The sequence below is a fragment of the Microbulbifer variabilis genome (assembly GCF_052467165.1).
Genome location: NZ_CP174301.1, coordinates 2,761,376 through 2,773,263, shown reverse-complemented (window position 1 = coordinate 2,773,263; position 11,888 = coordinate 2,761,376). Strand labels below are relative to the sequence as shown.

14 protein-coding genes are annotated in these 11,888 nt (G+C 47.8%); 10 read left to right on the top strand and 4 right to left on the bottom strand.

All coding sequences use genetic code 11. The features are described from left to right. Window positions 1–17 precede the first annotated feature (17 nt). Together ACJJIP_RS12275 and ACJJIP_RS12270 are read right to left on the bottom strand one after the other, a co-directional pair. A complete protein-coding gene (locus tag ACJJIP_RS12275; protein WP_020414990.1) occupies window positions 18–704 on the bottom strand; it encodes a ChrR family anti-sigma-E factor in 687 nt (228 codons plus the stop codon). Window positions 705–711: 7 nt separating this feature from the next. Further along, a complete protein-coding gene (locus tag ACJJIP_RS12270) occupies window positions 712–1,329 on the bottom strand; it encodes a sigma-70 family RNA polymerase sigma factor (protein WP_020414991.1) in 618 nt (205 codons plus the stop codon). 157 nt (window positions 1,330–1,486) lie between these two features. Here ACJJIP_RS12270 and ACJJIP_RS12265 point away from each other — a divergent pair, with 157 nt between their 5' ends. The 8 genes from ACJJIP_RS12265 to ACJJIP_RS12230 all read left to right on the top strand — a co-directional run bounded on the left by ACJJIP_RS12265 (window position 1,487) and on the right by ACJJIP_RS12230 (window position 8,343). Next, on the top strand, window positions 1,487–1,918 hold the full coding sequence (locus ACJJIP_RS12265; protein WP_444945239.1) for a nuclear transport factor 2 family protein: 432 nt from the start codon (window positions 1,487–1,489) through the stop codon (window positions 1,916–1,918). Window positions 1,919–1,921: 3 nt separating this feature from the next. Then, window positions 1,922–2,698, top strand: a complete 777-nt coding sequence (locus ACJJIP_RS12260) for an SDR family NAD(P)-dependent oxidoreductase (protein WP_020414993.1) — start codon at window positions 1,922–1,924, stop codon at window positions 2,696–2,698. Beyond that, window positions 2,698–3,948 carry an NAD(P)/FAD-dependent oxidoreductase gene (locus tag ACJJIP_RS12255; protein ID WP_353375169.1) on the top strand — a complete coding sequence of 417 codons (1,251 nt, stop codon included), beginning with the start codon at window positions 2,698–2,700 and terminating at the stop codon, window positions 3,946–3,948. The genes ACJJIP_RS12260 and ACJJIP_RS12255 overlap by 1 nt, the downstream gene beginning before the upstream one ends. Before the next feature lie 13 nt (window positions 3,949–3,961). Then, entirely contained in the window at window positions 3,962–4,753 is a 792-nt protein-coding gene (locus tag ACJJIP_RS12250; RefSeq protein ID WP_020414995.1) for a DUF1365 domain-containing protein, read from the top strand. Then, window positions 4,750–6,018, top strand: a complete 1,269-nt coding sequence (locus ACJJIP_RS12245) for a class I SAM-dependent methyltransferase (RefSeq protein ID WP_444945238.1) — start codon at window positions 4,750–4,752, stop codon at window positions 6,016–6,018. The genes ACJJIP_RS12250 and ACJJIP_RS12245 overlap by 4 nt, the downstream gene beginning before the upstream one ends. 1 nt (window position 6,019) lies before the next feature. Then, entirely contained in the window at window positions 6,020–6,526 is a 507-nt protein-coding gene (locus ACJJIP_RS12240; RefSeq protein ID WP_353375170.1) for a DUF2878 domain-containing protein, read from the top strand. A gap of 56 nt (window positions 6,527–6,582) precedes the next feature. Then, on the top strand, window positions 6,583–7,302 hold the full coding sequence (locus ACJJIP_RS12235; protein ID WP_020414998.1) for a hypothetical protein: 720 nt from the start codon (window positions 6,583–6,585) through the stop codon (window positions 7,300–7,302). 111 nt (window positions 7,303–7,413) lie between these two features. Further along, window positions 7,414–8,343: a LysR family transcriptional regulator gene (locus ACJJIP_RS12230; protein ID WP_444945237.1), complete on the top strand. Its 930-nt coding sequence runs from the start codon at window positions 7,414–7,416 to the stop codon at window positions 8,341–8,343. Here the strand turns inward: ACJJIP_RS12230 and ACJJIP_RS12225 are convergent. Further along, a complete protein-coding gene (locus ACJJIP_RS12225) occupies window positions 8,336–8,953 on the bottom strand; it encodes a cytochrome P460 family protein (RefSeq protein ID WP_444945236.1) in 618 nt (205 codons plus the stop codon). The genes ACJJIP_RS12230 and ACJJIP_RS12225 overlap by 8 nt on opposite strands. Window positions 8,954–9,379: 426 nt before the next feature. On the opposite strand from ACJJIP_RS12225, the gene ACJJIP_RS12220 reads away from it, so the two are divergent. Next, window positions 9,380–9,775: a hypothetical protein gene (locus ACJJIP_RS12220; RefSeq protein ID WP_020415001.1), complete on the top strand. Its 396-nt coding sequence runs from the start codon at window positions 9,380–9,382 to the stop codon at window positions 9,773–9,775. A 165-nt stretch (window positions 9,776–9,940) separates the two neighbouring features. Continuing rightward, window positions 9,941–10,960 carry an NADPH-dependent aldehyde reductase Ahr gene (ahr, locus tag ACJJIP_RS12215; protein ID WP_020415002.1) on the top strand — a complete coding sequence of 340 codons (1,020 nt, stop codon included), beginning with the start codon at window positions 9,941–9,943 and terminating at the stop codon, window positions 10,958–10,960. 222 nt (window positions 10,961–11,182) lie between these two features. Here ahr and ACJJIP_RS12210 read toward each other — a convergent pair whose 3' ends face one another. Then, window positions 11,183–11,671 carry an AAA family ATPase gene (locus ACJJIP_RS12210; protein ID WP_020415003.1) on the bottom strand — a complete coding sequence of 163 codons (489 nt, stop codon included), beginning with the start codon at window positions 11,669–11,671 and terminating at the stop codon, window positions 11,183–11,185. Window positions 11,672–11,888: the final 217 nt, after the last annotated feature.

The following is an 11,888-nucleotide window of genomic DNA, read 5'->3' as shown; positions in this document are numbered from 1 at the left end:
ATCTTTCTCTGGCTATATTAACCTGGGCGGAAGGGGATCAATCGGTTGAGTAATAAACCGCTGATCCCCGTGATGGCTACCGGGGCAGCCACTGCAGAAAAGCACAGGCAGTCCTGGTCCTGGGTGGCAATTGGGCGGTGTATCTGGCCAGGTTCGCGATATACAAAATCTCCCGGCCCATAAATCCCATTGTGGTCAGAGAAGCTGCCGTTTAGAACCACTGCAAACTCTGGCCCCCTGTGGTCGTGTTCTGGCAGCTTGGCTCCCCTGCGTAGACGGTGAAAGGCGACTTCATACTCTCTTTGCCCGGTCCTCACCCGGCACACTTCTAAATTGCGAGAAGCTTTTCTCCACTTGCTGCTGGGGTTTTTTTCCAGCAACTTGTTCAATACTTTTGGTAAATGTTCCATTGCCGGGACCTGCTTGATTGATAAGTCTGGTTGTCTAGCAGGTTTTTCCAGATCGGTAATCTTTTCCTGGGTCTGGTCGATACGTGCAATTAAGCATTCGAAAGCCTTGGACTTCAGGGGTTGAGCGGGGCTTTGGTTTAGCAGGGAGCCACCCAGGCAATTAAGGCTGTGGTAGTGTGAGCGACAGTCCGCGCACATCTGGATGTGCGCGGCGACTACCAGGCTAGGTCCGCGTGCCAGGCTGCCGGCGGCGTATTCCAACAGTAAGTTATTATCGGGGTGGTGGCGAATCATACGGCGATCACCTGACAAATCGAGCTTGTAATTTCTTCATTGCCAGGCGCACGCGGGATTTCACCGTGCCCAGCGGTAGGCGCAGCTCTTGTGATATTTCACTGTGGGATTTTCCCTCCATGTAGGCCTTTTCCAGGATATGGCTTTGTTCTGCCGGCAGTGCACTTAAACCGTCGGCAATATCCCGCTCATTGCGTTTATGTTGCAAGAAAAGCAGGGGCTGATTTTCCAGAGCCTCATCCCAGATGTCAGCGACATCTATATCGCCTTCCCGGTGCCGATGGCGCTGGTTGCGGCGCAGCATATCGATACGGCAATTGCGCATAATCGTATAGATCCAGGTGCTGGCAGAGGCCTTACTCTGGTCAAAGCTGGGTGCCTTGTGCCATACCTTGAGCATTACCTCTTGCACCAATTCATCAGCTGCTTCGGTATTGAGTGCCTGGGTGCTACGGCTGTGGTGGAAGCCCTTAATCAGTGGAGCGAAGTGCCGAAAAACACGTTCAAATGCCTGCCTGTCACGCTGGGTACCGACCCGCGTGAGTAATGTACTCCAGTCATCTGCACAGTCCTGGGTGGCTCTCACTGCAATTCCATTGCTATTGAGTTTTTGTATCTGCGCCATCTTAGCGCTCTTTGCTGTATTGTCGATACTTACTACGCTCACTGGAAAGGTATGGATGTGGTTTTTTGAAATTTATTTTGTATCTTGCTTGTGATCCATCCTCAGTGGTTGGGCGTAGATTTAAGGGACAGAAGTGCGGGATATTGTGGAAGAGGCTATGAGCAGTCAAACGCTGGTAAAAGAACTTCAGACTTACTACCAAGATTTTTTGATGCGAGATCCAGCGGATTTATCTGCGATATATAGCGATGACGTTGTTTTTCGCGACCCACTATACCGAATTGAGGGGCTATCAGCGTTAAAAGCGCACTTTGGTGAAATGAGCCGGGGACTTACCCAGTGTCGCTTCCGCTTTGAAGAGACATCCATTACCCATGAAAGTGCCTGCTTACCCTGGCATATGAACTACTCCCACCAATCCTTGAAAGGGGGGCGGCCGTTGCGATTGCGGGGCTGCAGCTTGGTGCGATTTTCGGATAAGGTATTTTATCACGAGGATTTTTACGACATGGGTGCAATGGTCTATGAGCAGGTGCCTCTGCTGGGTTCCCTGATTCGAAAAATCAAGTCGCGGCTGGGCCAGGGCTGACTGGTGGGTGAAATTCGTGATAAGACTGTATGGGTAACCGGCGCCAGCTCTGGTATTGGCCGTGCGCTGGCCCTGCGCCTTGCTCGGCACAATAACTTTGTAATTGCCTCCGCTCGCCGGCGTGAGACATTGGTAGAGCTGCAAAAATGCGCGCCCAGCCGCATCCAGATACTCGACTGTGATGTTGCTGACGATAATGCCATGGCGGCAGTTCCCGCCCGCCTTAATGAGTTTATCGACCACTTGGATATGGTGATTGCCTGTGCGGGTACCTGCGAATATGACAATGATTTACAGCTTGAAAGTGCTATGTATCGACGGGTGTTTGATGCCAATTTCTTCGGTGTCATAAATACCTTGCGCATCGCTCTGCCACTGCTGAGTGTAAGCCCTGCCCCGATATTTGCCGCCCTCGGCAGTCTTTCATCGGTTGTCCCTTTTCCGCGTGCGGAGGCCTATGGTAGTTCAAAGGCTGCGCTCGATTATTTTCTGGCATCGGTGCGTGCCGATTCCTGCCATACAAACCTCAAAGTTGTATGTATTCGTCCTGGGTTTGTAGACACTCCACTGACGGCGCGTAACGATTTCGATATGCCTTTTCTAATCAGCCCGGAGCGGGCTGCAATATATATAGAGAGCGGCCTTTCAAAAGGAAAATCAGTAATCGATTTCCCCCGACGTTTGAGTTGGCCTTTACGATTTTTTGGCTTTTTTCGTTTTATTTGGTTTCGTTTTTGCACACCCAGGATAAGTAGGATTCGCACTTTAAGGAAGAATTGATGCGTATTGCCATTATTGGCAGCGGTATCGCCGGACTCACATCAGCTTACTTACTAAGCCGCAGATATGACATAACCCTCTTTGAGGAACAGGAACGCCTGGGCGGGCATACCGCTACTATCGACATACAGGAGGGTGAGCGCCAACTGGCAATTGATACAGGCTTTATTGTATTCAATGACTGGACTTACCCGAACTTTATTCGCTTGTTGGATGAACTCGGAGTTGAATCCCAACCAACTTCAATGGGATTCAGTGTGCGCTGTGATCGGGAGGGCTTTGAGTACGCTGGTAATAACCTGAATACGCTGTTTTCCCAGCGCTCCAACATACTCAGTGCCGGCCACTGGCGAATGCTTTGGGATATTGTGCGATTTAACCGCGGCGCGTTACGTGATTGGCGAGAAGGGCGCTTGCACGATGGCCTGACCCTGGGCGAATACCTTCCTGCAAATGGTTATTCATCAGAGTTTGCCAATCGTTACCTGGTTCCTATGGGCTCTGCAATCTGGTCGGCTAGCGTGTCGCAGATGCTGGAATTTTCAGTCAGCTTTTTTGTACGCTTCTTTTTTAACCATGGCTTGCTCAATATAGTGCGCAGGCCTCAATGGCGGGTGATCAAGGGTGGGTCACGCTCCTACATAGATCCCCTGGCAGCACCTTATATCGACAGAATACGGCTCTCCACTAAGGTTTGTTCTGTGCGGCGTACAGAGCAAGGTGTGAAGTTATTAACTTCTGCCGGTGAACAACATTCTTTTGATGGGGTGATATTTGCCTGTCATTCTGACCAGGCTTTGCGATGCCTGGATGATGCTTCGGTTCGTGAGCAACAAGTCCTCTCAGCAATTCCCTATGCCTGTAACAAGGTAGTTTTGCATACAGATACCGCTCTGCTGCCGAAGCACAAGCTCAGCTGGTCTAGCTGGAATTACCGCTTACGCGCGGAGCAGGATCAGCTGCCAGTTCTCACCTACAACATGAATATCCTGCAAGGACTACAAACAGAAAAAACCTACTGCGTTACGCTGAATGCGGAAGAGCGAATTCAACAGGAGAAAATCCTGGCACGCTTCGAGTATGCCCATCCGCAATTCTCTGTTGCTGGCTCGCGGGCACAGCAGCAGTGGGCCAGTATCAATGGCGTAAACCGTACTTGGTTTTGCGGCGCCTATTGGGCCAATGGTTTTCATGAAGATGGTGTAAATAGCGCTTTGCGAGTGGCCGAAAGCCTGGGGGTTTGCTGGTGAAGGGGAAATTGTAGTGGAGAGTGCCATCTATACGGGCTGGGTACAGCATCGCCGTTTTTCACCTAGGCAGAATCAGTTTCGTTATAAAGTGTTTATGGTGTATCTGGACCTGGCGGAATTGGATAGCTTTTGTTCTCTTTCGCGGTGGTGGTCAACGCGGGGTTGGGCACCGGCGCGTTTTTGCAGGAAGGACTTCTTTGGTGATCCGGTTTTAAGTCTGGATGAGGCCGTGCGTCGTAGAGTGGAAGATGTTTGTGGAGAGCGTCCGCAGGGCCCTGTGCGTGTATTGGCTAATTGGCGTTATTTTGGCTACAACATGAATCCAATCACCATCTATTACTGTTTTGACGGAGAGGGCAATAAGGTACGCTGGCTTTTACTGGATGTGCACAATACGCCCTGGAATGAACGCCATAGTTATGTGTTGGATTGCCGCTCTGGTGCCCGGGTACAGAAAGTGGCATTTGCCAAAGCTTTCCACGTTTCCCCTTTTATGCCGATTACCCAGGGATACCGGTGGCGCAGTATCACTCCAGGAGATCGACTGACGGCTTATCTGCAGAATTTTGACACGAGTACCGGGGGAGAGAGTGAGCGCCCTCTATTTGATGCTGTACTGAGCTTGCGTCGCCGTGAAGTGAGTAGCGCGGTGCTCAATAGTATCCTGATCCAGTACCCATTCATGACCGCAAAGGTAATAGCCACAATTTATTGGCAGGCGCTGAAATTATGGATTAAGCGCACCCCCGTTTTTTCCCATCCGGGTAGTAAGCGTGGGACTCAGGGAGGAGAAGAGCAACTATGAAAGTCATACAACAGGTCCAAAGGGAAGAGAGTACTTCTTTAGCGGGGCTATCAGAGTCATGGATGGTTCGCCTGGCCCGCAGGCTAGTGTTGAGTAAGATGCGGGTAATTGATAGGGGGCATTTGCTTATCGAGGAGGGAGTTAATAAATATCGATTTGGCCAACCTATAGATCAAGCCTGTGTTCGTGCACATATAAAGGTACTGGATGGCAGTGCATACGTACAGGTGTTACTCAATGGCACTATTGGTTCTGGTGAAGCCTACATGCAAGGGGACTGGACTTCACCGTGTCTTCTGAGTGTAATTCGTTTGATGGTCGATAACATGGATCTGATTGAGGATATGGACGGGCGTTGGAGTCAGTTACCACGAATGTTCCTGCGAGGTCTGCATCGATTAAACTCGAATAATCCTAACGGTTCGCGTAGGAATATTGCTGCACACTATGATCTGGGTAACGAATTTTTTCAGCTTTTCCTCGATAAGACCATGCTCTATTCATCGGCAATATTCCCCTCAGAGAAAACGCCGCTATTTGATGCCTCAGTACACAAAATGGGGCATATTTGCCAAAAATTACAGCTAGAGGCCAATGACCATCTACTTGAGATAGGAACCGGCTGGGGCGCAATGGCCATCTTTGCCGCAAAACACTATGGGTGCCGGGTAACTACTGCCACTATTTCTGAAGAGCAGTATGACTATGCCCAAAAGTGGGTACAAAAAGAGGGGCTGCAAGATAAAGTTTCTGTGCTCTTACAAGACTACCGTGATTTGCAGGGAAGTTTCGATAAATTGGTTTCTATTGAAATGGTGGAAGCGGTAGGGCATGAATACCATCGTAAGTTTTTTTCTACTTGCAGCCATTTGCTTAAAGATAATGGTTTGATGGTGATGCAGGCCATTACCATTCAGGATCAACGTTATCAGCAATATCGTAAAGAAGTGGATTTTATCCAGCGCTATATCTTCCCTGGTGGCTGCTTGCCATCAAACCAGGTGGTTGCTCACCATGTGGCGACAGCCACGGATATGCAGATGGTCGATCTGGAAGATATTACCATCCACTATGCACATACTATCCGCCACTGGCGCGAGGCTTTTTTGAAGCAGGTGGATGCAATGCAAGCTCTTGGTTTTGATGAACGCTTTATTCGTATGTGGGAATTTTACCTGTGCTATTGCGAGGGTGGATTTATGCAGAGAGTGATCAGTGCCGCACAGTTTATTTTTGCCAAGCCGCGGTTTCTCGGTAGCTTTTAAAATGTGGCGATTTTTCGCCAATGCCATACTATTTGATATAGCATGGCCTCTCTGTGTGATTGTTGCCCGCCCCTGGATTGTAGTGCCTTTTACTCTGGTTAATTTGAGTATTCACCTGCTTTTCATAGCAAATCTGCGCAGGGAGCCCCTTTGGTTAGCGGGCATCTTTCTTTTCGGTGTGGGGGTGGACTCTGTGCTTTTCCATATTGGTGTGTTGCGCAATCTCAGTGGTAGCTCCTGGCCGCCGGTCTGGCTGATTTGTCTATGGTTGAACTTTGCTATGACACTGCGTTATAGCCTGGCAGTGCTGCAGCGTAATTTATGGCTGCCTGTCTTACTAGGTGGGATTTTTGGACCTTTCAGTTATTATACCGGCGCTTTACTAAACGGTACCGTGGAACTACACCGGCCCTTATGGCAGTCAGTTATGGTGCTGTCAGTACTATGGGCTGTGATGTTGCCGGTTTTTGTTCGGTTGGCACGTGCTCTGAATACGGCATCCAAATAGTTACTCTGTTGCCTCACTGATGGCCGGGCTAATCAAATATTTCTATGGGGTGAACTATGTTAGAGCTGCTGGCTGCCCTGGCGATATCAATGGCAGGCTGTGGCTATCAAGGCCAGACCTCTGCAACGGGCCTGGCATTCGATCCAGAAAGCCACAGCCTTGAATACTGTGAATATTATCTACCCGCTGAAAATGGCCAGGTACAGGTGCTGTATTTTTCAGCTCAAGGGCAATTGTTTGCTAAAAAGACATTACTGGATCATACCGGTAACCCTCATGGTGGCACGACTATGCCGGAAGTTATACAAACCGACCTTCGCCACGGGGAAGTACGTGAAGTGCGAAGGGAGCAGGGGCAATGGTTGATGCGCTACCGTAAGTCCGGCCAGACAGGTTGGAAGAGTGTAATGCGAGAGCGGGAAAGTATCGATGTGGTAGATGCTGGCTTTGATGTATATGTGCGTGAACACTGGCAGGCATTAGTGCGTGGTGACGTCCTCAAATTCAATTTTGCCTCTCCAATGCATGGGCGGGCAATCAAGCTGAGGGCGCGCAAAGTAGCCTGTAATCAAAACCAGCTGGAGAATACCTGTATCCGTGTGGACGTAGCCCAGCCATTGTTGCGACTGTTTGCCGGCGATCTCGACTTAGTTTATGACAAGGTCAGTCGTAAATTGCTTAGGTTTGAGGGGGTAGTTAATATTCTCGATTCAAGGGCACAGAGCCAACGCTTGAAAATCTTTTACCAGTACCAATCATTAGGCGGATCATTCTAAGTAAAAAGCAGCCGGGTTAATCATCTGTAATGATATATATAACTTAATCCTTGGAGTAGACCCTGCTCTAAGGTGTCACTATTTATTGGTTTAAGGGAGTGTGGCTAGAGAATGGATTTCAAGCAGGTTAGCTATTTTCTTGCGCTGGCAGATACGCTGAACTTTACTCGTGCCGCTGAGCAGTGCCATGTGTCGCAGCCAGCTTTAACCCAAGGTATTAAAAAGTTAGAAGAGGAACTCGGTGGGAATTTAGTACACCGTGAAGGCCGATATATTGAGTTGACAGAGCTAGGCCGTAGTTTACGGAGCAATTTTGAACAAATTGATCATACTCGGCAATTGGTCAACTTAACAGCCCGCGCAATTACAGCTGGGGAATCTGGTGAGCTAAATATTGGGATCATGTGTACCATTGGGCCGCAAGCTCTGGTGGGGATGTTGGGTCAATTTCGATTAAATAATCCTCAGATATCCGTGGTGATTCATGATGTCGCACCACCAGCTCTGGGAGAGCTATTGTTGACAGGTAATCTTGATGCAGTGTTTTGTCTGCCGCAAAGTGTGGCGCATTCACGAATACGCTTCCTGAAATTATTTCAGGAACCGCTGGTTTTGGCTTGTCCTCCAAACCATAATTTTTTAAGCCGAAAGTCTATCTCTATTTCTGATCTTGCCAATCAACCCTATGTTGAGCGTTTACATTGTGAATTCCGTCAGAAAGGCCAAGTGTTCAATAGCGAGCAGGATCTGGAGTTGGATATTGTATTTCGTAGCGAGCGAGAGGACTGGATTCAATGCTTGATTAGAGAGGGAGCAGGAGTCAGTGTGATTCCTCTTTACTCATTAATTAAGCCGGAGCTTGACTACCTCCCAATTACAGACCCACCATTATCTAGAACAGTAGGTCTTGCTACTACCAATAATTCTGTTTTGTCCCCAGCTCTTGAAAAATTTATTGCTGCTACATCTGGGTATGATTGGAGCTCTTTGGAAGCTAAGTGGTCAGATGATATTGTGAAGCTTTCTGCTGAGACTACTTAGCTTCTGGCAGCTTGAGTGGGGAAATCAGTGGCCGATAGAGATCCATAAAGACCATATCTTCTGTGGCATTGGCCATATGGCAGCCTGCGCAGGAAGAGATATCCATTGCTTCTGTACTGGCAGCATATGGGGGAGCATGGTGACCAAAGTTAAAATATCCCCATCCCCTGGACTCTGGAAATCTTGTTGAATCTTTTACAGACACGTCCATGCCGTTAACTTTTCCGGGAAAATAACCGCGACCGGAGGATTCGTAACGCGAACCATCGGCTTCTGTTGCTTTTCCTCCGGTAAGTTGCAGCTCTTTTAACATGATCGTTCCTTCGGGCCATTTACCATGATCCCGATAGTATTGAAAGGCTTCTGGTTGGACATAAACATTATGGTATTCTGGAAAGCTGGCATTGCCCCCGTTTAGTCCATTTGGGGTTATTGGCGAACCAATAAATACCCAGCGGCGAAACTCTTTTGGTTGAATTAACTCCAGTTTATTATCATCTGCCCACTCTGGTTCAATAATAATGTGCTCATAACTATTGGCAAATATTGCAGGGGAGTTTTTATAGTCCTCGCTTGCCGAAGTTATTGAAGAGTAAATAATCGCAGCCACAAAGACTACCTTTTTCAATATGCCGTATTCCATTCTTAGTATCCTTCAACCATTTTCAGGTGTATCACCAATGGATTTTGTGAATCCATCAATTAACTGTGAATATATGGGAGAGTTTAAAAAATGCCCAATAAGCATATGAAAAGTATTAATAAGTGATGCTTATAGTTTGAGAGACTTTTCCCAAGTGTATTTTCTTATGTAGCCAATACGAAAGTGGACGGTCTACCGCGTATGATAAGTTCTACCCTCCGAATGCTTGCTCCTGGAATTAAGGTGAGGTCCGGGTTTTCCTGTCTGCAGGGTCACACTTTTCTCCTCTTTTAGTGCTTCCTCGCTGGCGCCAACTTCAACTGAGAGCTAAACCTAAAGTAGAAATACGTGACAGCACCTCTGTCTCTAAGCACTAGCTGGAAGGGGTATCCGATGAATACTGGTATTACCGCCACTGCTGGACTCTGTATAACACTTCTTATTGGCTGTGCCGCCCAGCCGGAGCAGGTGCCTGGTGCTGGAGGAATTGTGATCGACACCTGGGGTGTCAACATGAATCAATACCAAATGGATCTTTCCGAGTGTAAGGGGATTGCCTACTCCACCTATAGCGATCAGGGCCGACGAGGCTTGGCCGGAGCCGCTGGAGGCGCAGTAGTAGGTGGGGCGCTTGGAGCTATTGTGGGTGATAGTAGCCGAGCCGCAGCAGCAGGAGCTGGTGCCGGAGCACTGGTTGGCGGTCTCTCCGGTGCGGGGAGTGCTGGGGCTGAGGCTGACCAGATCATCAAGAATTGTCTGCGCGGCCGAGGTTACCGCGTACTGAACTAAGTTCTATCACAGGAATTAGCCAGGTTTTCTCGTAGGTCCTCTGAAATTCAGCAACCTCACAGGACTTGGCTTGGGCCGGGAATATCCCGGCTCTTTTTTGTTTGGATGAGCACTGGTTTTCTGTGGTGGGAACCTGAATCAGGTTAACAGTAACGGGAGTACCTTATGCCGGAGAACAGTACCATCAATGCTTATGCAGTAATGGAAGCCGGCGGTCCCTTTCAGCCCTATCAGATAGAGTTGGGTGAGTTGGGCGCGACGGAAGTTGAGCTGGACGTACTCTATTGTGGCGTTTGCCACAGTGACCTCAGTATGATTGATGATGAATGGGGAGTATCCAAATACCCTATGGTTGCGGGCCATGAAGTCATTGGTCGAGTCGTAGCGGCGGGGAGGCAAGCTAGCCATTTTAAGCCTGGCATGGTAGTGGGATTGGGTTGGAATTCTGGTTATTGTGAGACCTGCCACTCATGCCGTTTGGGTAACCACAACCTTTGTGCTGAAGCGCGCTTTACCATTCTGACTAATGGCGGCTTTGCAGATAAGGTCAGGGCTGACATGTGCAGTCTTGTGATTATTCCTGAGGACATCGACTATGTCTCTGCGGGCCCTTTATTGTGTGGTGGAATTACAGTATTCAACCCATTAGTGCAGTTCAACATCAAGCCTACTGATAAAGTTGCAGTAATTGGCATTGGTGGACTAGGGCATTTGGCGCTCATGTTCCTTAATGCCTGGGGTTGTGAAGTAACCGCTTTTACCTCCAGTGAGCATAAAAGAAAAGAAGCACTATCATTGGGGGCCCATAAAACCCTCAACTCCCGTGATCCTGATGAGATCAAGTCTGCTTCAATGAGCTTTGACTTCATTATCTCTACAGTAAATGTCAATCTGGAGTGGGATCTTTATTTGCAAGCGCTAAAGCCTAAGGGGCGTTTACACTTTGTCGGTGCCATTGTAAATCCAATACAGTTTACACTCTTCCCAATGATATTTGGCCAGCGCTCCATCTCCGCATCTCCGGTAGGTAGCCCAGCTACCATGGAAACCATGCTCGACTTTGTCGCTCATCATCAAATCAGGCCCCAGGTGGAAATATTTCCCATGAGCCAGATTGAAGAAGCGTTCAAGCACCTGAAATCTGGCAAGTCTAAGTATCGGATTGTGTTGTCTGGAGAGGGATAGAGTACAGCTGGATAGCTGTAATCAAGTGCTTTCTCTGTGTGGGTCGATATATTGACCATTAAATATGGGGTTTTTTACTGATGCTTTTCATCGATGGAGGTATGTAGCCCCTAGTAGACTAGCTTCTGTTTAAACCGCGTGTCCAAATTAAGAATTAACGCAACTAAATTAGCTGCTGCTGGTTTTTGCGCGGGTAAAGAAAACGGTGGGATTAGGGCAGGCTCATTTTATATTTTTATTCTCTGCATAAATAGCTTTTTTGCCTTGATAAGTTTTGTAAAATCTCAGGTGAGCTTCATAAGAAAAGGTGTCTGATCTTGCTTTATAATCCTTGATCCAGCGTGTCAGCATATCAAGATTTGAATCCTGTGCCTCTTTGGATTCGTACTTATGTGGCTCCCAGGGTCTATTCCTGGCATTTTCTATACACTGTTCTATGCTGAGATCCATAAATATTATTTCTGTGGATTCTTCTACTAGAAGTTCAAGTAAATCGGTGTAGCATCCTTCTACCACCCAGTTTTCATTTTCCCTTAGAAAAACCTCTATCTTAACTCGGGATTCTTCTAAAGGCATTCTCTGGGGAGGGGAGGTGGGTAGCCATGCCAAAACATCCAAATCCAAATGAGCTAATCCTTTGTTATTTGAAAGGTGCTTAGCTAAGGTCGATTTGCCGGAACCAGAGTTTCCAAAAATTAATATTTTGCTCAATTGAAAATTCTATCTCTGTGATGAATAGGGTATTAAAAGGTAGGATCTTTAATGTATATGCTATCAGTAAGTATTGATTAAGGCCACCAGTAGTTGCTCTTTCAAGTGCACAGATAGTAACAATAAAGCACTGGCCGATCTATACATCGGCCAGTGCTAATATCTAAGTATTGCCTTTCCTGTGCCAGAATTAATCAGCTTTATGGTTGTACAACTG

Coding starts and splice junctions, on each gene's coding strand:
- ACJJIP_RS12240 (WP_353375170.1), top strand. CDS start 6,020: ATGTGGCGATTTTTCGCCAATGCCATACTATTTGATATAGCATGGCCT.
- ACJJIP_RS12270 (WP_020414991.1), bottom strand. CDS start 1,329: ATGGCGCAGATACAAAAACTCAATAGCAATGGAATTGCAGTGAGAGCC.
- ACJJIP_RS12245 (WP_444945238.1), top strand. CDS start 4,750: ATGAAAGTCATACAACAGGTCCAAAGGGAAGAGAGTACTTCTTTAGCG.
- ACJJIP_RS12220 (WP_020415001.1), top strand. CDS start 9,380: ATGAATACTGGTATTACCGCCACTGCTGGACTCTGTATAACACTTCTT.
- ACJJIP_RS12230 (WP_444945237.1), top strand. CDS start 7,414: ATGGATTTCAAGCAGGTTAGCTATTTTCTTGCGCTGGCAGATACGCTG.
- ahr (WP_020415002.1), top strand. CDS start 9,941: ATGCCGGAGAACAGTACCATCAATGCTTATGCAGTAATGGAAGCCGGC.
- ACJJIP_RS12275 (WP_020414990.1), bottom strand. CDS start 704: ATGATTCGCCACCACCCCGATAATAACTTACTGTTGGAATACGCCGCC.
- ACJJIP_RS12235 (WP_020414998.1), top strand. CDS start 6,583: ATGTTAGAGCTGCTGGCTGCCCTGGCGATATCAATGGCAGGCTGTGGC.
- ACJJIP_RS12255 (WP_353375169.1), top strand. CDS start 2,698: ATGCGTATTGCCATTATTGGCAGCGGTATCGCCGGACTCACATCAGCT.
- ACJJIP_RS12265 (WP_444945239.1), top strand. CDS start 1,487: ATGAGCAGTCAAACGCTGGTAAAAGAACTTCAGACTTACTACCAAGAT.